Below are 21856 nucleotides of genomic sequence, written 5' to 3'. Positions count from 1 at the left end.
GGGTGACCAGCGGGTGCACACTCTTTTTGTGGGTAATCGAACGGAGCAGATCGACTTGGCCGACACCACAGTTCTCGTGACCGTCACCGGCCCCGACCGACCCGGCGTCACCTCGGTGCTGCTGGCGGCGCTGTCCCGGCACCGGGTGAGCCTGTTGGACGTGGAGCAGGTCGTCATCAGGGGCAGGCTCACCCTGGGCGTGCTGGTGTCGTGCCCCAACGACCCCGAGGCGTTGCAGGACGACCTCGAAGAGGCGATGAACACCGTCGGCATGCAGGTCGACGTGTCGGTCGACGCGCAGATCGGCAAGCCGCCGATGTCCACCCACGCCGTGGTGGTGCTCGGCGCTCCGGTGACCGCGCGGGCGTTCAGCGCGATCTCGCGCGAACTCGCCACCGGCGGCGCCAACATCGACTCCATCCGCGGTATCGCCGACTACCCGGTGACCGGCATGGAACTGCTGGTCACCGCGACCGATACCAGCGCCGAGGGCGACGCGCGGCTGCGCACCGCGCTGGCCGAGGTGGCTGTCGCCGAACAGGTCGACATCGCGGTGGAACGGGCCGGGCTGGCGCGCCGCGCCAAGCGCCTGATCGTGTTCGACGTCGACTCCACCCTGATCACCGGCGAGGTGATCGAGATGCTGGCCGCGCACGCGGGCGTCGAGGACCAGGTCCGCGAGGTCACCGAGGCCGCGATGCGCGGTGAACTCGACTTCGCCGAATCGCTGCGCCAGCGCGTGGCCACCCTCGCTGGGCTCGACGAGTCGGTGATCGAGGAGGTCGCCGACCGGATCGAGCTCACCCCCGGCGCGCGCACCACCATCCGCACGCTGCGCAGGCTCGGCTTCCGCTGCGGTGTGGTCTCCGGTGGATTCCGGCAGGTGATCGAGCCGCTCGCCCACGAGCTGGAACTCGATTTCGTACAGGCCAACACCCTCGAGATCGTCGACGGCAAGCTCACCGGGCGGGTGGTCGGCGAGATCGTCGACCGGGCGTTCAAGGCGACCGCGCTGCGCAAGTTCGCCGCCGAGGCGGGGGTGCCGATGGAGCAGACCGTCGCGGTCGGCGACGGCGCCAACGACATCGACATGCTGAACGCGGCCGGGCTCGGCGTGGCGTTCAATGCCAAACCCGCCCTGCGGGAGGTGGCCGACACGGCGCTGTCGCACCCTTATCTGGACGCGGTGCTGTTCATCCTCGGCGTCACCCGCGACGAGGTGGAAGCGGCCGACGCGCGTGACGGTGGCGTACGACGGGTTCCCCTGCTCGGCCGGTAGCGCGAATCGCGACCTCGCCGACGTAGAGTGACGGCACAGGCACGTCGTCACCGCTCGTCACCGGGAGGTTGTTGTGCGCAGGTCAGTTCTCGTGCTGGTCGCCCTGGCGGGTCTCGGCGGATCGATCGCCGGTTGCGGCGGCGACAAGACCGACACCTATGACGTGGTTCTCCAGCCCACCGCCATCGCGCGGTCCGCGGTCGCTCCGTTGATCATCGAGCTGTCCGCCAACGGCAGCACGGTCGTGCCGACGGTGGGTCAGCGCCTGCTGGTGCGCCTGCCGCGCGATCCCGCGTCGACCGGGGAGTGGGGCCTGGTCAACGCCGAGCGAGGCATCCTGATCACCGACGGTGGGCCGACCAGCGAGGGCAACGCCACCGTGTGGCCGTTCCGGGCGATCCAGCGGGGTGTGACCACGCTGGCGTTCACGTACGGGCCCGCCAACGAACCGTCGATCGGTCCCGAGCCGACCTTCATGGTGGATGTCCGGGTGATCTGAGCCGGGTTCGACCGGAGCCCGCGAACTCGCCGAGGACTGTCGGACCGCGCGATTAGGCTGGCGGGCGGACTGGTGTCGATCGAATGGGTGTCGTGGGATGGGCAGTGGGTTGGAGACCGAGGAGCAGGCGCAGGCGCCGGTTCGCGACGAGGCGGCCGAATTCGGCGCTCGGCACGCGGAATTGGCACAGGGCTACGGCGGCGGCGGTGATCCCGACGACCCGGCCATGGTGCAGGCGATGCAGATGGTGTTGCACATCCCCAAAGCCGACCCGCCCGCCCGCAGCTCGTTGCTGGCAGCGGCCGCCGCCGCGGCGGTCGCGGTGTGCCTGGATCCGCGTTCGGGGCCCGGCGGGGAGTGGGAGCCGCGCTACCTCGCCTGGAAGCGGTCGCGGATCCGGAAGGTCGCTCGGCGGGCGCGCGGTGCGCAGTGGGCGGCCGCGGCGGCCGTCGACGGGGTGAGTGTCGAGGTCGACGGCGCGCAGGCCCGTGCGTTCGTCCCCGGCCCGGTCGGGGAGATCGATCAGCGCATCCGCAAACTCCAGATCGGCGGTACCGATCTCGACCACGACGAGCCGGGCCCGGCGGATCCGAGCCTGCCGGTGCTGTGGGTGAACGCCGCGTTGGCGATGTCGGTGGGCAAGGCGGCGGCGCAGGTCGGGCACGCGAGTATGTTGCTGGCGGGTGCGTTGCCGGTGCACGAGGCGGCGGCGTGGGCAGGCCGCGAGTTCCGGTGCGCGGTGCGCGACGCCGACGAACAGCAGTGGGCGGCATTGGTGGCCGAGGTGACGGCGGGTCGCGCGGTGGCCGTGCGTGACGCCGGTTTCACCGAGGTGGCGCCCGGTTCGATGACGGTGATCGCGGTGCCGCCACGCCCGTGATCATTGCGACACGCGCGACGCGAATCCGACAGTGTGGTTGCGAATTTCGCGACTCGCCGCGATGACTCGGTGTGGCGGCGGTGTCTCGCGGGTATACGTAACCGACAGCCGTGCACGTCGAGGTACAGGGAGGTTCCGCGATGATGACGACGATTGTGGTGATCCTGATCGTGTGGGTCGCGCTGTCGGTGCCGGTGTCTTTCGTGGCCGCGCGGATGTTGCGCGGCGAGGTTCGCGGCACGGATAACCCGTCGCCGACCAGGACCGACGAATCTCGCACGGGCCGGTCGCTGCGCTGAGAGCCCCCGTGGGCCAAGATGGAGCGCGTGTCGCAACCCGATCCCGATTTGCTCATCGACTTCTCCGACGTGACCATCCGTCGCTCGGGCCGAACCCTGGTCGGCCCGGTCTCCTGGCAAGTAGAGCTCGACGAACGCTGGGTGGTGCTCGGCCCGAACGGCGCGGGCAAGACCTCGCTCCTGAGAATGGCCGCCGCCGAACTACATCCGACCTCCGGGTCCGCGAACCTGTTGGGGGAGACGCTCGGCCGCGTCGATGTCAACGAATTGCGGCCACGGATCGGAATGTCCTCGGCGGCGGTGGCCAGCCGCATCCCGGTGGACGAGAAGGTCAGCGACCTGGTGGTCTCGGCCGGGTACGCGGTGCTCGGCCGCTGGCGTGAACGCTACGAGGACATCGACACCGAACGCGCCGTCGACATGCTGGAAACCCTCGGCGCCGAACACCTTTCCGAGCGCACCTACGGCACCCTGTCCGAAGGCGAGCGCAAGCGGGTGCTGATCGCGCGTGCCCTGATGACCGACCCGGAACTGCTGCTGCTCGACGAACCGGCCGCCGGCCTCGACCTGGGCGGGCGCGAGGAACTCGTCGAGCGTCTCGGCGATCTCGCCGCCGACCCCGACGCGCCCGCGATGGTGCTGGTGACCCACCACGTCGAGGAGATCCCGCCCGGCTTCACCCACGCGCTGCTGCTGAAGGAGGGTGAGGTGGTCGGCCAGGGTCTGCTCGGCGATGTGCTCACCGCCAAGAATCTGAGCAACGCCTTCAGCCAGTCGATCGCCCTCGATCGGGTCGATGGGCGGTGGTTCGCGCGGCGGGCTCGTCGTTCGGGCGGGCATCGGCGCCGTAACTGAGCCCTCGCCTCGTCGAACTGACCCGGGCGCGGTCCCTCGATAGCCGAGCTGACCCGGCGGGTGTCCGGTCGGCGGGAAGCCCGTCGGGCGGGGGACCAAGCGGGCGTTAGGGTGCTGAGAGGGCTGTGCTCGCGAGAGGCAGCCGGTCCGGTCGGTAGATCGGCGGTTGCCGAGCGCTCGGTTCGGTGGTGGAGAGGAACGATATGAGTGAGTCCGGGGCTTCGGTGCGGGACGCGTCGACCGTGATGCTGGTACGTGACGGCGATTCGGGTATCGAGGTGTTCCTGCAGCGCCGGGTCAAGGGGATGGCGTTCGCGGCCGGGGTGACGGTGTTCCCCGGCGGTGGCGTCGACGCCGCCGACGGGACTGCCGATATCGCCTGGTCGGGTCCCGAACCTGACTGGTGGGCCGAGCGTTTCGCCACCGACGAGAAGACCGCGCAGGCGCTCGTCGCCGCCGCCGTGCGGGAAACGTTCGAGGAATGCGGTGTGCTGCTGGCGGGGCCGACCGCGGATTCCGTCGTCGACGACTCGGCGCGCTATCGGGATGCGCGCGGCAAGCTGGAGCGCCGCGAATTATCGCTCGCCGAATTCCTCACGGCCGAGGGTCTGGTGTTGCGGGCCGACCTGCTGCGCCCGTGGTCGAACTGGATCACCCCGGCGGCCGAACCCCGCCGCTACGACACCCGCTTCTTCGTCGCGGTGCTCCCTTCGGGCCAGATCGCCGACGGTGCCACCTCCGAGGCCGCCCAGGTGGCCTGGCAGACACCGCGGGCCGCGCTGGCGAGCTGGCGGGCGGGCGAACACGTGCTGATGCCACCGACGTGGTCGCAGCTCGATGCGCTGTGTGGGTTCGCCGACACCGCCGCCGTGCTGGCCGTCGACCGGGTGGTCGAGCCGATCATGCCGAAGTACTCGCCGGGTCCGGGCGGCCGTCCGCTGTCGGACTTCCCCGACAACGAACGGTATTTCGACGAGCTGCCTCGGTTGGGTGCCCTCGGCGGCCGGTAGGTTGCTCCCATGGCCGAATTCGTGACCCTCGAGCTGCCCGCCGAGCCGACCACCCGTGGCGTCGCGCTGTTGCGCATCGATCGTCCGCCGCTGAACCTCGTCGGTGCCCAGTTGGCCCGTGAGGTGGCAGCCGCGGCGGCCACCGTGGCCGAGCACCCCGGGGTCGCCGCCCTGATCGTCTACGGCGACGCGCGGGTGTTCAGCGCCGGCGACGAGATGGCGGAGCTGGCCGAACTCGACGCCGATCAGGCCGCCGCCATGGCCGCCGATCTCCAGGCCGCGCTCGGCTGCCTCACGCGGGTTCCGCAGCCCACCGTCGCCGCGATCACCGGCTACTGCCTCGGGGCCGGCCTCGAACTCGCGCTCGGCGCCGATCACCGGATCGTCGGCGACAACGTGAAACTCGGTCTGCCGCAGATCAAAGCGGGTCTCATTCCGCTGTCCGGCATCCGGCGGCTCTCGCTGCTCATCGGCGCGAGCCGAGCCAAGGATCTCGTGTACACCGGTCGTTTCGTCGACGCCGAGGAGGCCGCGAAACTCGGTCTGGTCGACGAGGTCGTCGCGCCCGACAATGTCCTCGCCGCGGCTCGCGCGTGGGCCGCTCAGTTCGTCACCGCCGCGCCCCGCGCGCTCGCCGCCGCCAAGGCCGTCTTCGAATCCGGACCGCACGGGCATGCCACCGCCGTCACCGAATGGTCGGCCCTGTTCGACACCGAGGACGTCCGCACGGGCACCCGCGCCTTCGCGGCGGAGGGGCCCGACGCCGCCACCTTCACCGGTCGCTAGCCCGACCCCGCCTACCCGGCCCCCGGCCCGGTAGGCGGGTTCGTGCCGCACCGATGCGCGGTGGCGGGCGAGTTACCCACGGTGTCGCGATACCGGCGGGTTCGAAGTTAGTTCTCGTTCCGCGGGCGTTCGGCGAGTCGGTCCGGGTGACCGAAAGGGCTGTGCCTCGTCCCCGCAGCGGCGTGCCGAGGCACACATATTAGGCTGACCTCTATGACGGTCCATCCCGACGACCCGGCGCCGAACCCCCACGCGACCGCGGCCCAGGTCGAAGCAGCGCGCAAAGACACCAAACTCGCCCAGGTCCTGTACCACGACTGGGAAGCGGAGACCTACGACGACAAGTGGTCGATCTCCTATGACGAACGCTGTATCGCGTATGCGCGCGGCCGGTTCGATCTCGCTGTCGGTCCCGCTCCGCTGCCCTACGAGCGTGCGCTCGAGCTGGGCTGTGGCACGGGATTCTTCCTGCTCAACCTGATGCAGGGTGGCGTCGCCAAGTCCGGTTCGGTCACCGACCTCTCGCCCGGCATGGTGAAGGTCGCGCTGCGCAACGCCGAGCACCTCGGCCTCGATGTGGATGGTCGCGTCGCCGACGCCGAGACCATCCCGTACGACGACGACACCTTCGATCTGGTCTGCGGCCACGCCGTGCTGCACCACATCCCCGACGTGGAGCTGGCGCTCAAGGAGTGCCTGCGCGTGCTCAAGCCGGGCGGACGTTTCGTGTTCGCCGGTGAGCCCACCACCATCGGCAATATCTACGCCCGTCGCCTCGGCCAGGCCACCTGGAAGGTGACCACCGAGATCACCAAGCTGCCGTTCCTGTCCGGTTGGCGTCGTCCGCAGACCGAACTGGACGAGTCCTCGCGCGCCGCGGCGCTCGAGGCCGTCGTCGACTTGCACACCTTCGACCCGAGCGATCTCGAGAAGATGGCGAAGTCGGCCGGTGCCGTCGACGTGAAGGCCACCACCGAGGAACTCGCCGCCGCCCTGTGGGGCTGGCCGGTGCGCACGTTCGAGGCCGCCGTCCCCGACGAGAAGCTGACCATGCCGTACCGCATGGCGCAGTACCGCGCGTGGCTGGGTCTGAGCTGGCTGGACGAGAAGGTGCTGCGCAAGGTCGTGCCGCGCCAGTTCTTCTACAACGCGATGATCACCGGTGTGAAGCCGGGCACGGCGCAGAAGTAGGTGGGCTATCGCTTCGGCCGCGACGATGTCGCCTATCTCGGCAGCGCGGCAGGCCGTGCCGCGCTCGCCGAGGTCGACCGGCTGGAGCTGACCACCGCGACGCACCTGCGCGATATCGAGCAGGTGCGTCGCTCGCACGGCGAACATGGCGCCGCGCTGATCGAGACGGTGCGGCTGCGTCGCAAGGCCGCGGTGAAACTGCCCGCGGCAGGGGAGTGGCTGTTCACCGACGACGCGTTGCAGCAGGCGACGCCCGCGCTGGTCGCCCGGCATCGGGCCGCGAGGTTGGCCGGACGGCCGGTGCACGACGTCACCTGTTCGATCGGCGCGGAACTGTCCGAACTCGCCGCGGTGTGCCCCGCGGTGATCGGCAGCGATCTCGACGACGTGCGCTTGGCGATGGCCGCGCACAACCTCGCCACGGCGCCTCTCGAGGCCACCGGCCGCGAGCCCGCCCAGGCGAGTGAGCACGGTGCGTATGTGACCGCCCAGCAGCTTCCCGGCGCGCGGGCGAATCGCGAAACGACCGACGACATCCGGCGGGGCCGACGAAACATCGTTCTGGCCAGAGCCGACGCTCTCGTCCCGACCACGCGCGACACCGTGATCATCGCCGATCCGGCGCGTCGGGCCGACGGTCGCCGCACCTACGATCCCGCGAAACTGCAACCCCCACTTCCGGATCTGCTCGCCGCCTACGCGGGTCGCGATATCGCGGTGAAGTCCGCTCCCGGTCTGGATTTCGACCGCCTCGGTTGGGACGGCGAGGTGGAGATCGTCTCCCTCGGCGGCGCAGTCCGCGAAGCGTGCCTCTGGTCGCCCGGTCTCACCGACCCCGGCGTCACCCGCCGCGCGACCGTCCTGAACTCCCATGGTGGCGCGACCACGCTCACCGACGCCGCCCCCGACGACATCCCCGATCGCGCTCCCGGCGACTGGATCGTCGACCCCGACGGCGCCGTCGTGCGCGCGGGGTTGGTCCGCCACTACGCCGCGAAACACGGGCTCTGGCAACTGGACCCACAGATCGCCTACCTCACCGGGGACTCGGTCCCCCCTGGCATGCGTGGCTTCCGCGTCGAGGATCGTTTCGAACTCCGCGAGAAGACCCTCCGTCAGGAGCTGGCGCGCCGCGACTGCGGTTCCCTGGAAATCCTCATCCGGGGCGTCGACGTCGATCCCGATGCCCTGCGCAAGAAGCTCAAGCAGCGGGGCTCGACGCCGTACACCCTGGTGATCACCCGCATCGGCCGCGCCGGTGTGGTCTTCCTCTGCCGAGCGGTCGCGCCGGCCCGCTGACCGTGTCGGTGTCCGCGCCTAGTCTGGTGTTGCCGGACGAAAGGGTGCCCACGATGACGGATACGGCGGCTGAGACCGAGTTCCCCCGCGGGATCGGCAAGGTAGCGACTCGCGAACTGGCCGCGCACGGCTATACCCGCTACGCGCAGCTCACCGAGGTCAGCACGAAGCAACTACTGGCCATCCACGGCGTCGGACCGAAGTCCATCCGCATCCTCGGTGTGGAACTGGCGGCCCGTGGGCTCGCCTTCGCCGACTGAGGCGCCGGTCAGGCTTGCATCTTCTTCACCACGCGCTGCACCGTGAGCCAGGTGCGGGTGGTGATGTCCTTGCCGTAGGTCTTCTCCAGGCGGGCCATGAAGTCGGGGGTTTTGCCGGTGCTGTTGTCGATGACGGTGAGGAAGGCACGAGCATCGCGGTCGTAGCCGATGACGCGGGTGAGGGGGTCGTCGTCGAAGGCGGTGGTGTCGGCGTCGCGCATCGTCGCCTTGAAGAAGGTGACGGTGAGGTAGGAGCCGCGTTCGTGGGGTAGGCCCTCGAACGGGTCACTGTCGAGGAGCGCGCGCAGTTCGGGATGGCTGCGGATGATGGTGCCGCCGGGGATGCCGAGCTCGGCGTTGAGCGCCCGCTGGATGCGTTCCTCGAGGTCGGTGGGGTCGTCAGCGGTGCGGAAGACGACATTGCCGCTCGTGAGTACCGAGGCGACCTTCTCGAAGCCGAGCCCCTCGAACACCGCGCGCAATTTCTCGTTGCGCATGTTCGGGTTGGTCGGCATGATCCCCCGCAGCAGCGCTGCATAGCTCTCCACGCCGCTGACCGTACCGACCCGCACCGACAGAAACCTCGCATCCCACGGCCGTGTCCCATCACGGAAGATCAGGACTGTGCGGCGGCGTTCTTCTTCCGCTCGATGTCGGCCAGCGCCGCCATATAGGCCTCGCGTTCCTCGGCGCTAGCGTCCCAGGCGACTTTGCGGTTCTTCACGACCTTGACGGGAGCGCCGACCGCGATGCTGTAGTCGGGGATGTCCCCACGGACCACCGCGTGCGCGCCTAGCACGCACCCGCGACCGACTCGGGTGTCGCGCAGGACGGTCACCTTCGCCGCGATCCACGTGTCGGGGCCGATGCGCACCGGGCTCTTCACGATGCCCTGGTCCTTGATGGGCATGGTGATGTCGTCCATGCGATGGTCGAAGTCGCAGATGTAGCACCAGTCGGCGACCAGGGTCGACTCACCGATCTCGATGTCGAGGTAGGTGTTGACGACGTTGTCCTTGCCGAACACCACCTTGTCGCCGATGCGCAGCGAGCCCTCGTGGCAACGCAGCGCGTTGCCGTCGCCGATGTGCACCCAGCGGCCGATCTCCATGCGCGCGAGTTGCGGTGTCGCGTGGATCTCCACATTGCGGCCGAGGAACACCATGCCGCGCAGCACGATATGCGGGTTGGCCAGGCGGAACTTGGCGAGCCGGTAGTAACGCACCAGGTACCAGGGGGTGTAGGCGCGGTTGGCGAGCACCCAGCGCAGTGAATCCCTGGTCAGAAATCGGGCCTGCTGCGGATCGCGGCGGCGTGATCCACGCCAGCGCGCGCTCAGCGGTGCGCCCCACATGCTCGTCACGAACTACTCTCCCGTCATGATCCATCGGGCCTGCCCCGAGGATTCGGTCGTCGGCTACACAGAGTACTTTCGCAGGGCACACTTACCGTGCCATACCCCGATTACCCAGGGAGATCAGCAGGTGCGAACTCGGACTCGTGTGGTTGCCTCGCTCGCTGCCGCCGGTGTGTTGGCGCTGGCCGGGTGCGGTACGGATGTGGACGACATCACGGTCGGGGCCGGAAAGGGTTGGCCCGCAACGCATCACGATGGCAGTAATGCGAGCGGCAGCCCGGTGTCGGGAGCGAAGTCGATGTCGCTGAGCTGGTCGCGTCCGGTGGGTGGCCCGATCGCCCAGCCGTTGACGATCGGCGCAGACGGCCAGATGTTCGTCACCACGAGCACCGGCAACTGCGCGATCTTCTCCTTCCAGATGCTCACCGGCCGCAAACGGTTCTGCAACCCGCTCGGACCGTCGACGATCGAAGCGCCGACCGTGCTCGACGGCGTCAGCAATGTCTACGTCGGTGACGACGGCGCGGTGAACTCGTTCAACTACCTCGGCCAGCCGCGGTGGCGCACCCCCGTCGCGGGTGTCCCGGTGGCGATCCAGTTCACCGGCGACGGCAATGTGCTCACGGTGACGCAGTCCGGTCAGGTCGACGTGCTGAGCCGCCAGACCGGCGGTCGGGTGGTGCCGACCGCGCAGTTGCTCGGCGAACCCGATTTCCTGAAGTACCCCGGCCTCACCCGCCCCGCCTCCGGCGACGGTCTCGACGACTGCCACACCGGTGGGCCCCGCTGCGCGGTCGCCAATACCACCGCCGTCGACCCGTCGACCGGCCGTTTCTTCGTCACCGTCTGGGAGCCGGGCAAGCAGGCCGCCGCGCTGCGTGCCCTGCGCTACGGGAACGGGACCGTGACCCAGGAGTGGAGCGCCGAAGTCCTCACCGGCGGCAGCGCGACCAGCCCCGCCCTGTCCGCCGACGGCGACACCGTCTACATCGGCGACAACAGCAAGCGCCTCATCGCCCTCAACGCCGCCGACGGTGCCACCCGGTGGACCCAGCCGCTGCCATGGGCACCTCGCGGCGGCATCGCCGTCGCGGGCGATCTGATCATCCCGGCCGGCGACGACGGCTACCTGACCGCCCTGCGTGACAACGACGACAAGGCCGAGATCGTCTGGGAGCGCAAGGACCTCGCCCTGCGCGGCACCCCGGCCCACACCGCCGGCGACATCGGCTACACGGTCGCCGCCATCGGCGCGGGCCTGAGTCTCATCACCTTCGACACCACCACCGGCAAAACCATCGACTCCGACCCCCTTCCGGCCGCGACCGGCACCACCACGGGCACCTCCATCGGCCCGAAGGGTGAGGTCGTCGTCGCCACCCGTCTCGGCGAGATCTTCGCCTTCACGCCGGACGCCTGACAGACGCGGCCGCGCGCCGCGTCAGTACGGGTTGGCTCGGTCCTGCCAGCGCACGTCGAGTTCGGTCGCGCGCTGGCGGGTGAAGGAGACGCGCGACGGGTCGCCGTCGGCGGTGTAGCGCTGTTCCGGGTTCGCGGCGAGCCAGTCCAGCCAATAGGCCGAGTCGAACGGGATCGCGCCCCGGCCCGATCGGATGCGCGGCACCCCGCCGGGGTCGACCGCGCCGTAGGGGGAAGGCGCGGGGTCGGCCCCCACCAGCATCACGGCGTCGAAGCGGTAGGGCGTGCCGTCCCAGCTGCCTGCCGTGGCCAGCGCGTGATCGCGGGGATAGACGCCGAGCGGTAGCGCCATGGTGCGCACGGCGACTGCGGGGGCCGCCGCGGTCACCGCGCGCACATTCCGCACGAGTTCGCGTTGCACGCCGTCGGTGTCCAGACTCGCGAGGTTGGCGTGATCGGCGGTGTGCGCGCCTATTTCGTGGCCGTTCGCGGCCAGCCACGGTAGCGCGCGCGGGTCGCCGCCGAAGGGTTCGTTGTTCACGTAGAAGGTGGCCACCGGCCGGAAGTCCGGGTAGCGGGCGCCGAATTCGGCGAGAATACCCGCGGCGCTGTCCGGTGCCACCGTGCCGGATTCGGTGAAATTCAATTGGCTGCTGGTGGAATCGTCGAAGGTGAGCACCACCGGGTGGGTACCGGCGGGCAGGTCGAGGTCGCCGGAGATGTAGCGCGCGGCGGTCACCGGGCGGTAGCCCTCGCGGTAGAGCCGTTCCAGTTCGTCCCGCAATTCCGCCGGGGTCTGGTCGTATTCGCCCGCCGGGTTCGGGGTGATCTGGTGATACATCAGGACCGGGACGAATCCCAGTTCGTTGGCGCCGATCTCGGCCGGATTCGGCGGCTGGGTTTCGGCGGTCGTCACGGGCGCGGGGGTTCGGACCGTCGATATCGCTTCGTTGTCCCCCGCGGCACAGGCCGTGAGTGTGGCCGCCAGCATTGCCGCCGACGCGAGCCGGAACTTTGTGTTCGAACCGCCCATCATCAATGCGATATTACGCAGCGGCGTCGGATTACAGTCGATCTATCGATACCGAGTACGCCCGGTCGGAATTGCGAAATAGTTGGCGCGTCAATGTTTTTGGAAGGCGGTGTTGACGTTGGAATTGCAGCTCCGATCGGCCGATCGACGGCGATGGATGGCCCCCGTTATCGGTGTCGGTCTCGCCGCGCTGGTCGTTTGTCTGGTGGCCGGATTCGCGCTGAGCAGATCCGCCGAGCTGCCGTCCACCGATACCGTGGCGCCGACGCTGCGGATGGCCGCGCCCGAACCCGTTGGCTCCTATCGCGCGCCGGTCGTGGTGCGCGGCACCGCCGTCGACGCGGTGCGCGTGTCCATCGGGCCGGATTCGGTGGTCCCCGCCGCGGACGGGACCTTCGAGCTCTCGGTGCGCTGGGCACCGGCTTTCGAGGTCGTCGCGGTGGACGCGCACGGGAACCAGACCGCGGGCACCGTGGTCACCCGGAGTGCGCTGCCGAGCATGCGCGCGGTGCACGTGACCGCGCACGCCTGGTCGCATGACGGCCTGCGCGAAGCTGTCCTCGATCTGGCGCGGGAAGGCCGCATCGACACCGTGCAACTCGATATCAAGGACGAGGACGGCGTGATCGGTTACGCCTCCCAGGTGCCCCTTGCCCGCGAATCCGGCGCCGCCACCGCGATCTACGATGCCCCGGCCGCCCTGCGGCAACTGCACGACATGGGGCTGCGGGTGGTCGGTCGGATCGTCGCGTTCCGTGATCCGACGCTCGCCGGATGGGCCTGGCACAGCGGGCGCCCCGACTGGGTTGTCCAGAATCCCTCCGGGCAACCCTATTCCAGCCACTACGGCCCGATCGCGTTCACCAACTTCGCCAATTCCGAAGTGCGACAATACAATATCGACCTCGCGGTGGAAGGCGCGCAGCTCGGCTTCGACGGCATCATGTACGACTACGTCCGCCGCCCGGACGGCAGCCTGAGCAGTATGAATTTCTCGGGGCTCGCCACCACACCCGCCACCGCGGTCGGGGCATTCCTCGCCGAGAGCCGCTACCCCGTGCACCTCGCCGGCGCGCACCTGAGCGCCGCGGTCTACGGAATCGCGTCCACCCGCCCCGACGAGATCGCCCAGGACATCCCCCTGATCTCGCGCAGCGTCGACTTCGTGGCGCCCATGATCTACCCATCGCACTGGGGCCCCGGCGAGTACGGCGTCGCCAACCCCAACGCCCAGCCCTACGACATCGTCTTCCGCTCGCTACAGGATTTCCGGGCGGCCACCGCGGGCACCAGCGCGAAAGTGGCACCGTGGCTCCAGGACTTCAGCCTCGGCGTGACCTATGGCGACGCCGAACTGCGAGCCCAGATCGACGCCGCCCGAGACGCGGGCGTCGACAGCTTCTTCCTCTGGAACGCCGCCACCCGCTACCATGGAGGCGGCCTCCAACCAGCCTGAGCCGCAACAGCTTTCAGTGCGACATCGGGACACCGCGCGCATCACCGTACCCAGGCGAGCGCCGCACTCTCGTCGGCCAGCGCGAACACCCGCACCTGCGCCGGAATCAGAAAACCGAACAGGTGCACCGCCTCGCCCAACATCCGATGATCGGTGACCAACGCGATCCGCCCCCACGCCTCGCGCGGCACCTTCACCAACTCCAGATCCTTCGCCATCGCCCCCAGCGAATACCCGTCGAAGTCCTCGCCGAGCACATAGACCAGGTTCACCGGTTTCCCCTGCTCGACAGCCTTCCTGATGGCTGGGTCGAGCACCTTCACGTAGTCCTCGGCATGCACCTTCCCCCTGGCCCGGAACCCGATGGTCGCGTCGGGCAGATCGGCGATCGGTTGCAAAGGCATCGGGTCTCCTCGTGTGAAGGCAGTGGTCCGGACTCCGCGACCCTAAGTCCGAACCATCACCCCGACCTCACCCGTCACGGATGATCCTCCCGTGAATCAGTCGGCAGTTCCCGACGGGTCGAGGACGACCTGTTTCGGCGCCGAGGGGACCCACTCGCGCAGTGGTTGCATGACCGCGCCGTAGAAGGCGTCGGTGGCCGCGGTGACGCTGGCGATGAAGCTGGCCGCGGTGCCGGAGCGCTTGTTGCCCATCGGGAAGGTCTGTTCGAGGGTGAACGAGACGATCGGGCTGGTGCGGCCGTCGACGAGCGACTTGGGGGTGGTGCGAACTGTGTCGAGGAATTCGCACGTCTCGATCCCGCGCTCGGCGAACACGGCCTCGACCTGGACGCGGCCGGGCGCATCGGTGAGCTGCTTGGTCAGCCAGGACACGCGGCGAACCGGGGTGCCCTCATCGGGTGCGGCGATGGTGGTGCGGCAGCGGACCTTGTTCGTTCGCACATCGGCGATGACGGTGAGTTCGCCCGCGGTCTCGGGGATACGCAGGACGGCCTCGAACGAACCGTCGGTGGCCAGCCGTTCGGCCACGGCGGCGGCCCGCACCGCCGGATCGGCGTGGAACTTGCGGGCGAGAACATGCTTGACCTCGACACCGAGTTCGGCGGTGAGTCGCAGCGCGAGATGCCTGCACAGCGACACCCAGGTGTCGGCGACGGCCAGCGCCTTCGTATCGCCGCCCCGCAGCGTTCCCTGGGTGACGGCGTCACGAACCGTGACCCAGTGCCTGCCCATATCGACGAACTCGGCCGCACCCGAGCGGGGATGGTCGAGAAAGCGCAGGAACTCGGCGAGAATCCAGGCTTGCAGCGCGTCGTCGATGCCGCCGTGGGTGGTGAGCATGCGTGCCTCGTGGGCGACTTCGGCCCAGGACAGATGGCGCAGCGCCACCTTCGTCAGCTTGCGGCGGTCCACCGGGACGGGCAGTTCGCCCGGTCCGGCGGGGATGTCGTTGGACAGGCTGACGACGGCGTCGTACTTCTTTCGCCGGGCGACGTCGAGGTAGCTCTCGAGCTGGTCGCGTCGCAGCTTCCCGTTGCCTGTCTTCACTTCAAGCAGCGCGGTCCACTGCTTGGCGCCGCGACTCACCTTCAGCACCGCATCCGGAATGACCTTGGTTTCGCCCGATTCGTACTGCACCTCGAGGTAGCCCTCGAAAGCCCCTGCGGGCGCACCCATTCGGGCGCAGATGGCCCGGGCGAAGGGGCGCACGGCCTGCATGGTGGCGATGAGCGCGGAGGTGGTGCGCCGTTCCTGTTCCTCGCCGGCGCCGACCCCGACGACGGAGAACAATCGAGCGGGTTGCCAGGTATCCGCTTCGGCCTGCCGGAATTCGATCGGCTTGGTTTTACGCACTACGCGCCTGGTGGTCGCCACTCCACGCGCCGGGGCCTGCGCGGTTGGAACCTCGGGGACAACGACTTCCGGTTCTGTGGTCGCGGGTGGTGCGCTGTCTTCGACGGTGACTCCGAAATCGGTGGCCAACCCGGACAAGCCCGACTCCCAGCCCTGCCCGACGGCCCGTACCTTCCAGGTGCCGTCCCGTCGATAGACCTCGCCGAAGACGAACGCCGACTCCGTGTCCGCGTCGGCGGTGAGATATTCGGCCAGCGAATGCCCGGCGGGATCGATGACATGGAACGCGAGTTTGCCCAGCGCGCCGAAGGTGCCTTCGCCGACGCTGCCCGCCAACGCGATGGTGTGGATGTGCGCGGGAACCATCGACAGGTCGATCGAGATCCTCGCCTGCTTTCCCTCCTCGGTGGCGCTCGTGCCGAGGAAGCGCACCGAGCCGTCGGGTGATTCGGTCTGGTTGTAGAAGACGAAGTCGGCATCGGACCCGACGCGCCGGTCGGCGCCGAGCAGCAGCGCGGAGGCGTCGACCTCGATCTCGGGTTCCGGCCAGCCGATCACGATGTCGACGCGGTCGACATCCTCGGGGAGCGGAATGTTCTGGCCCTTGGACAGCAGCGGAGACAACACAGTGCGGTTCACCCTTCGGTGGTCGGCGTTCAGTCGCAAGGCTGATACAGCCGACCCACTCGCTGACCCCCCTTGTCGCACACCGTTATGGCGTGACGGTGCCGAGGGGTGTCGGCGGCGGAACCCGCTCTGTTACACAGATCACGTTCGGTCGATCGACCGAATGGTAAGCGGCCCTACTTCGGATCTCGTTCCGGCAGTGGTCTTTCCACGATGTCGGGGCGGCCGAGGGAGGTGCGGACCCGGCGTTTGGCAACGGAGTAGACCTGAGCGGTTTCGACGGCCACCACGTCCCAGGCGAAGTCGGCGGTGAGGCGTTCGCGGGCGGTGTGGGCGCGGGCCTGGGCGGTGGGCGGGTCGTCGAGGACCGCGCGGGCGGCGTCTACCAGGCCGTCGATGTCGGCGGGGGCGAAGGACGCGCCGGTGACGCCGTCGATCACCGCTTCGCCCAGACCGCCCGCGGTGGAGGCGATCAGAGGCACACCCGCGGCGGTCGCTTCGAGGGCGACGATGCCGAAGGGCTCGTAGCGGCTCGGCAGGACGATGGCGTCGGCGCCGTGCAGCCAGCCGAGGAGTTCCTCGTGGCCGAGGCTGCCGACGAAGTGGACGGCGCGGGCGACGCGGTGCACGCGGGCCCGTTCACGCAGCCATTCGAACTGGGTGCCGACCCCGGCCACCGTGAGGGTGGTGCCGGGGTGGGCGCGGCGGATGCGGGGCAGGGCGGCGATCGCGTCCTGCACGCCCTTCTCGTATTCGAGGCGGCCGACATACAGCAGGCGCGGCGGGCCCGAGCGTGGCGCGCGGGCCCGGAAGGTCCACGAGCCGACGTCGATTCCGTTGCGGATCACCGTGATCGGCGGAAGTTCGGGGCCGTAGAGGCGCTCGACCTCGTCCTGCATGGAGGTCGAGCAGGTGATGATCTGGTCGGATTCGTTGGTCAGCCACCACTCCACCGAGTGGACCTGCTTGTTGACCCGGCCCGATACCCAGCCGCTGTGGCGTCCGGCCTCGGTGGCGTGGATCGTCGAGACGAGCGGCACGTCGTAGTACTCGGCGAGCGCGATGGCCGGATGGGCGACGAGCCAGTCGTGCGCGTGCACCACATCGGGGGTCCAGCCCTCGCCGACCCCGGGCTTGCCGAGTGCCACCCCGGCCCGCACCATCGCGTGGCCCATGGCCAGCGTCCAGGCCAGCATGTCCTCGCCGAAATCGAAGCACGGCGGGTCCTCGGCCACCGCGACGACGAGCACGCCGTCGGCGATGTAGGAGTGGGTGGGGTGGGTGACCGAGTCGGTCCCCGTCGGCCTGCGGGCCAGGACGACGACCTCGTTACCGGCCGCGGCCAGTTCGACGGCCAAGTGATGCACATGCCGACCGAGCCCGCCGACCACGACCGGCGGGTACTCCCACGACACCATCAAAATCTTCATGCGGATCCTTCAGCGGCGGCCGACGGGACGGCGGTCGGCAACCGCCGCGCGTCCAGACCAGGGAAGAATCCGTCGGCCATCGCCCATCCTGCCGCGAGACGGGTCGCTTTGGCGAACTGTCCGGCGCCGATCGCCTCGGCGAGCTCGCGGACGGCGTGCGCGTGTTCATGGGCTCGATCGCGGGCGTACCCGGCGGCGGAGTCCTTGCTGACCATGAACGCCCAGTCGCTCGAGACCGTGAGGATCGCCTCACGCAGCAATTGATCGGCGACCTGGTCACGCGGGGAGCCGTCGCGGCGGACCTTGTCGAGGGTGTCCAGCGCCAGGCGAACGATGTCGGCGTTGAGCTCGACGAGGTCGGCGACCTGGTCGCCCGCCCACACCCGCCAGTCCTTGCCCGAACCCCACGAGGAGTCGTTGAGCTGCACGGGTTCGCCGACGTAGCCGTTCTGGCGGGCATCGGCGAGGGTGCCGACGTTCACGCCGGCTTCGGGCAGCGCGCGCAGCACCTGCTCGAGCCACTGGGGTCCCTCGTGCCACCAGTGCCCGAACAGCTCGGTGTCGAACGCGGCCACCACGAGGGCGGGCCTGCCGATCCGCGCGGACTCCTCGATCAGCCGGGCGCGGACCGTGTCGACGAAGTCGGCGACATCGCGGGTGACCGCTTCGGCGGCCAGCGCGGGATCGTAAGGGGCCTTGTCAGGACCGTCGACGGTCTTGCCGGTCACGCGCGAGGGTTTGAGCCCGGTCGCGTGGTCGTAGTGGTGGAAATCGCGGTAGGCGCTCTGGCCGGGGTAGCCCTGTTTCGGGGACCAGACCCGGTAGCTCACGGCCAGGTCGCGCCCGAAGGCGACGACCTCGGAGTCGCGGACCGGCCTGCCCAGCGAGGTGTCGCCGCGCAGCGACGGGCCGTCGACCATGAAGTGGGTGATGCCCGCGGCGTCGTAGCCCCGTTCCATCCCGGGGGTGTAGCCGCATTCGGGCGCCCAGATGCCCGTCGGCGTGGTGCCCCAGCGCAGGCGCGCGTCGGCCAGGCCCTCGGTGAGCTGGAACTGGCGCAGCCGCGGATCGAGCAGCGGCTGGAACGGATGGGCCAAGGGTCCGCCGAGCAGCTCGATCGCGTCGGCATCGATGAGTGAACGCCAGACCGGTGAACCGCCGTGCTGCCAGTTCTGGGCGAAATCGGCCAGCGCGGTCGCGGCGAGCCGGTGTTCGTGACGGCCCAGCGCCGTGTTCCCCGACATCGACGCCTCGTCGGCGCGCAACTGCCAGTTGCCCAGCCAGTGGTGCATGCCCGCGAGGCAGTGCGGATCGTCGAGCTGCGCGGCGAGCACCGGGGTGATGCCGAGACTCAGCAGATGCGAACGCCCTTCGGCGGCAAGATTTTTCAGCACCTGAACCAGCGGCAGATAGGACGCGGCCCAGGACTGGTAGAGCCATTCCTCGCCGACCGGCCAGCGCCCGTGATGGGCGAGCCACGGCAGGTGGGAGTGCAGGACCAGCGTGAACTGGCCCGGCACGGCGGAGCGGGAATCGGTCAACTTCTTGCCTGCCCGGCGGGTGCCTTCTCGGCGATCGCGACCAGGTCCAGGCTCGCGTCGATCTCGCCCGCGCGCAGGTCGAAATCGTCGATGGTGACGGCGGCGACATCGGCGGTGAGCTCGGCGGGCCACGGCTCACCGGCCAGCGCGCGTTCGATCTGGGCGTCGATGAACGACCCGCCGTGCTTGGCGTCCAACGCTTTCAGGTTCGCGCCGTGGTGCACGCCCAGCATCTCGGCGACGGTGAACCCGGCCTCGACGAGCAGTTCGGTCAGCTCGGCGGCATTGAGTTCGCGGGTGTGGAACGGGTTGAGCGGGGTGTCGCGACCGGGGGAGAAGGTGATCCGATTCGGGGTGCTGATCAGCAGCACGCCGCCGGGGCGCAGCACCCGCAGGCACTCGCGCAGGAACTGGCCCTGATCCCAGAGATGCTCGATGACCTGGAAATTCACCACGACGTCGACGGACCCGTCGTCGAGCGGCAGCGCGGCGAGGTTGCCCTGGATCATCTGTACGCGCGGGTAGCGCGCGCGGACGTGCGCGACAGCGCCCTCGTCGTAGTCCAGGCCGGTGACGCGCTGGGCGACGCCCGCGATCATGTCGGCGCCGTAGCCCTCGCCCGAGCCCGCCTCCAGCACGATCTTGTCGGTGCACCGGTCGAGCAGGCGGGCGTAGGCGATCTCGTGCCGACGGAACCAGTAGTTCTCCTCGGCGATGCCGGGCACCGTCCGCTCGCCGGTCAACGGCAGTGGTTCATGTGTGGCGGCCGCGGGTGCGGCAGGGATCACAGCCTCGCTCATTGGTCCGAGGTTACTGGTACCGCAGGTTCGCGCAGGAATCAGGGACCTCTTGCACGGGTAGGTTACCCACGAGTAACTTAGCGTAGGGTAGTGTTCCGATCTGAGCTAGATATCTCACACGGACGTACGGCTCAGCTCGTGCGGCCCCACCACACACGTGTCCCCAGAAGGAGGTCGACGAAGACCGATGCCGAACATCGTCGTACTCATCAAGCAGGTCCCCGACACCTGGTCCGAGCGCAAGCTGACCGATGGTGACTACACCCTCGACCGCGAGGCCGCCGACGCGGTGCTCGACGAGATCAACGAGCGCGCCGTCGAGGAAGCGCTGCTGATCAAGGAGGCCCAGGGCGGCGAGGTCACCGTGCTGGCCGCCGGTCCCGACCGCGCCAACGAGGCCATCCGCAAGGCGCTGTCCATGGGCGCCGACAAGGCCATCCACATCAACGACCCGGCGATCCACGGCTCCGACGCCGTGCAGACCGCCTACGTGCTGGCCGCCGCGCTCGGCCAGGTCGAGGGTGTCGAGCTGGTCATCGCCGGTAACGAGGCCACCGACGGCCGCGCCGGTGCCGTGCCCGCGATCATCGCGGAGTACATCGGCATCCCGCAGCTGACGCACCTGCGCAAGCTCACCGTCGACGGCGACAAGATCACCGGCGAGCGCGAGACCGACGAGGGCGTCTTCAAGCTCGAGGCCTCGCTGCCCGCGATCGTCTCGGTCACCGAGAAGATCAACGAGCCCCGCTTCCCCTCCTTCAAGGGCATCATGGCCGCGAAGAAGAAGGAAGTTCTGGTCTTCACCCTGGCCGACCTCGGCGTCGACCCGGAGACCGTCGGTGTCGCCAACGCGGGCACCCAGGTCACCGGCGCCACCCCGAAGCCGGCTCGCACCGCGGGCGAGAAGATCGCGGACGAGGGCGAGGGCGGCAACCAGATCGCGTCCTACCTCATCGGTCAGAAGATCATCTGACCCGGCGCCGTCCGAGACTTGTAAGGAGAAAGAACTGATGGCTGAAGTACTTGTGCTCATCGAGCACGCCGACGGTGCCGTGAAGAAGGTCAGCACCGAACTGCTCACCGCCGCCCGTGCGCTGGGCGAGCCCGCCGCCGTCGTGGCAGGCCCCGCCGGTACCGCCGACAAGCTGGCCGCCGCGCTGGCCGCCGCCGGCGCCGAGAAGATCTATGTCGCCGAGTCCGACGACATCGAGGGCTTCCTGGTCACCCCGAAGGTCGACGTCCTGGCCGGCCTGGTCGATTCCGCCGCGCCCGCCGCCGTGCTGGTCGCCGCCACCGCCGAGGGCAAGGAGGTGTCGGGCCGCCTCGCCGCGCGCATCGGCTCCGGTCTGCTCGTCGACGTCATCGGCGTCAACGCCGACGGCTCGGCCGTGCACTCCATCTTCGGTGGCGCGTTCACCGTGGAGGCCAAGGCCACCGGCGACGTGCCGGTGATCTCGATCCGTCCGGGCGCCATCGAGTCGGCTCCGCAGGCCGGCGCGGGCGAGCAGGTCGTCGTCGAGGTTCCGGCGCAGGAAGACGGCGTCGTGAAGGTCGTCTCGCGTGACCCGATCGTCGGTGGCGACCGCCCCGATCTCGCCGAGGCGAGCATTGTCGTCTCCGGTGGCCGCGGTGTCGGTTCCGCCGACAACTTCGCCGTCGTCGAGGCGCTGGCCGACTCGCTGGGTGCCGCTGTCGGCGCCTCGCGTGCCGCTGTCGACTCGGGCTACTACCCGGGCCAGTTCCAGGTGGGCCAGACCGGCAAGACCGTCTCCCCGCAGCTCTACATCGCACTCGGCATCTCCGGCGCCATCCAGCACCGCGCCGGCATGCAGACCTCGAAGACCATCGTCGCTGTCAACAAGGACGAGGAAGCACCCATCTTCGAGATCGCCGACTACGGCATCGTGGGCGACCTGTTCAACGTCTCCCCACAGCTCACCGAAGCCGTGAAGTCCCACAAGGGCTGACCGCCACCCCGGTTGAGTAGACCTCGGCCCGCGAAACCCGTCCCTGCGCCA

Annotated in this window: 22 protein-coding genes; 14 read left to right on the top strand and 8 right to left on the bottom strand. The window is 69.2% G+C overall.

From position 1 onward, the window contains the following. Positions 1-49 precede the first annotated feature (49 nt). The 10 genes from serB (at position 50) to NA12_RS11685 (ending at position 8358) form a co-directional block, all read left to right on the top strand. Positions 50-1279 (top strand): phosphoserine phosphatase SerB, encoded by a 1230-nt coding sequence (gene serB / locus NA12_RS11730; protein ID WP_132369765.1) that lies wholly within the window; start codon positions 50-52, stop codon positions 1277-1279. A gap of 73 nt (positions 1280-1352) precedes the next feature. Next, on the top strand, positions 1353-1778 hold the full coding sequence (locus NA12_RS11725) for a protease inhibitor I42 family protein (RefSeq protein WP_132369665.1): 426 nt from the start codon (positions 1353-1355) through the stop codon (positions 1776-1778). A gap of 97 nt (positions 1779-1875) precedes the next feature. Then, the gene (locus tag NA12_RS11720) at positions 1876-2658 is read left to right on the top strand and encodes a peptidyl-tRNA hydrolase (protein WP_067449246.1); all 783 of its coding nucleotides are present in this window, start codon (positions 1876-1878) and stop codon (positions 2656-2658) included. A 140-nt stretch (positions 2659-2798) separates the two neighbouring features. Next, positions 2799-2957: a hypothetical protein gene (locus tag NA12_RS11715; RefSeq protein WP_157106388.1), complete on the top strand. Its 159-nt coding sequence runs from the start codon at positions 2799-2801 to the stop codon at positions 2955-2957. 18 nt (positions 2958-2975) lie between these two features. After that, positions 2976-3812: an ABC transporter ATP-binding protein gene (locus NA12_RS11710; RefSeq protein WP_067449242.1), complete on the top strand. Its 837-nt coding sequence runs from the start codon at positions 2976-2978 to the stop codon at positions 3810-3812. A 203-nt stretch (positions 3813-4015) separates the two neighbouring features. Next, positions 4016-4822, top strand: coding sequence for an NUDIX hydrolase (locus NA12_RS11705; protein WP_067449240.1), 807 nt, complete (start codon positions 4016-4018; stop codon positions 4820-4822). A gap of 9 nt (positions 4823-4831) precedes the next feature. Beyond that, a complete protein-coding gene (locus NA12_RS11700; RefSeq protein ID WP_067449238.1) occupies positions 4832-5608 on the top strand; it encodes an enoyl-CoA hydratase-related protein in 777 nt (258 codons plus the stop codon). 213 nt (positions 5609-5821) lie between these two features. Then, positions 5822-6799 (top strand): class I SAM-dependent methyltransferase, encoded by a 978-nt coding sequence (locus tag NA12_RS11695; protein ID WP_067449236.1) that lies wholly within the window; start codon positions 5822-5824, stop codon positions 6797-6799. After that, positions 6800-8098: a THUMP-like domain-containing protein gene (locus tag NA12_RS11690; RefSeq protein ID WP_067449234.1), complete on the top strand. Its 1299-nt coding sequence runs from the start codon at positions 6800-6802 to the stop codon at positions 8096-8098. Between the two features lie 53 nt (positions 8099-8151). Continuing rightward, positions 8152-8358: a helix-hairpin-helix domain-containing protein gene (locus NA12_RS11685; protein WP_067449232.1), complete on the top strand. Its 207-nt coding sequence runs from the start codon at positions 8152-8154 to the stop codon at positions 8356-8358. A gap of 8 nt (positions 8359-8366) precedes the next feature. On the opposite strand, the gene NA12_RS11680 is transcribed toward NA12_RS11685, so the two are convergent. Further along, positions 8367-8906 carry a DUF1697 domain-containing protein gene (locus tag NA12_RS11680; RefSeq protein WP_084472693.1) on the bottom strand — a complete coding sequence of 180 codons (540 nt, stop codon included), beginning with the start codon at positions 8904-8906 and terminating at the stop codon, positions 8367-8369. A 68-nt stretch (positions 8907-8974) separates the two neighbouring features. Beyond that, a complete protein-coding gene (locus NA12_RS11675; RefSeq protein WP_067449230.1) occupies positions 8975-9721 on the bottom strand; it encodes an acyltransferase in 747 nt (248 codons plus the stop codon). Positions 9722-9842: 121 nt separating this feature from the next. Here NA12_RS11675 and NA12_RS11670 point away from each other — a divergent pair, with 121 nt between their 5' ends. Continuing rightward, positions 9843-11135: an outer membrane protein assembly factor BamB family protein gene (locus NA12_RS11670; RefSeq protein WP_067449228.1), complete on the top strand. Its 1293-nt coding sequence runs from the start codon at positions 9843-9845 to the stop codon at positions 11133-11135. A 21-nt stretch (positions 11136-11156) separates the two neighbouring features. Here the strand turns inward: NA12_RS11670 and NA12_RS11665 are convergent, their stop codons facing one another. Beyond that, entirely contained in the window at positions 11157-12050 is an 894-nt protein-coding gene (locus NA12_RS11665) for a polysaccharide deacetylase family protein (RefSeq protein WP_243654696.1), read from the bottom strand. Positions 12051-12324: 274 nt separating this feature from the next. On the opposite strand from NA12_RS11665, the gene NA12_RS11660 reads away from it, so the two are divergent. Further along, a complete protein-coding gene (locus NA12_RS11660) occupies positions 12325-13623 on the top strand; it encodes a putative glycoside hydrolase (protein ID WP_067449224.1) in 1299 nt (432 codons plus the stop codon). Between the two features lie 41 nt (positions 13624-13664). Here the strand turns inward: NA12_RS11660 and NA12_RS11655 are convergent, their stop codons facing one another. From NA12_RS11655 to NA12_RS11635, 5 genes are all read right to left on the bottom strand, one after another. Then, entirely contained in the window at positions 13665-14027 is a 363-nt protein-coding gene (locus NA12_RS11655) for a SpoIIAA family protein (RefSeq protein ID WP_067449222.1), read from the bottom strand. 96 nt (positions 14028-14123) lie between these two features. After that, on the bottom strand, positions 14124-16067 hold the full coding sequence (locus tag NA12_RS11650; protein WP_067449511.1) for a TerD family protein: 1944 nt from the start codon (positions 16065-16067) through the stop codon (positions 14124-14126). A 176-nt stretch (positions 16068-16243) separates the two neighbouring features. After that, complete coding sequence (locus NA12_RS11645; protein WP_067449220.1) at positions 16244-17497, bottom strand: glycosyltransferase family 4 protein; 1254 nt, start codon at positions 17495-17497, stop codon at positions 16244-16246. After that, positions 17494-19038, bottom strand: coding sequence for a 1,4-alpha-glucan branching protein domain-containing protein (locus NA12_RS11640; RefSeq protein ID WP_067449218.1), 1545 nt, complete (start codon positions 19036-19038; stop codon positions 17494-17496). The genes NA12_RS11645 and NA12_RS11640 overlap by 4 nt, the downstream gene beginning before the upstream one ends. Beyond that, the gene (locus NA12_RS11635; protein ID WP_067449216.1) at positions 19035-19838 is read right to left on the bottom strand and encodes a class I SAM-dependent methyltransferase; all 804 of its coding nucleotides are present in this window, start codon (positions 19836-19838) and stop codon (positions 19035-19037) included. The genes NA12_RS11640 and NA12_RS11635 overlap by 4 nt, the downstream gene beginning before the upstream one ends. Positions 19839-20025: 187 nt before the next feature. Here NA12_RS11635 and NA12_RS11630 point away from each other — a divergent pair, with 187 nt between their 5' ends. Together NA12_RS11630 and NA12_RS11625 are read left to right on the top strand one after the other, a co-directional pair. Then, on the top strand, positions 20026-20811 hold the full coding sequence (locus NA12_RS11630) for an electron transfer flavoprotein subunit beta/FixA family protein (RefSeq protein WP_067449214.1): 786 nt from the start codon (positions 20026-20028) through the stop codon (positions 20809-20811). 37 nt (positions 20812-20848) lie between these two features. Continuing rightward, positions 20849-21805 carry an electron transfer flavoprotein subunit alpha/FixB family protein gene (locus tag NA12_RS11625; RefSeq protein ID WP_067449212.1) on the top strand — a complete coding sequence of 319 codons (957 nt, stop codon included), beginning with the start codon at positions 20849-20851 and terminating at the stop codon, positions 21803-21805. The last annotated feature ends 51 nt before the right edge of the window (positions 21806-21856 follow it).

The sequence above is a fragment of the Nocardia alba NBRC 108234 genome, assembly GCF_001612665.1.
GTDB classification, from domain to species: Bacteria; Actinomycetota; Actinomycetes; order Mycobacteriales; family Mycobacteriaceae; genus Nocardia; species Nocardia alba.
The sequence above is the reverse complement of the archived record's forward strand: the minus strand, read 5'-3'. Positions and strand labels throughout refer to the sequence as shown.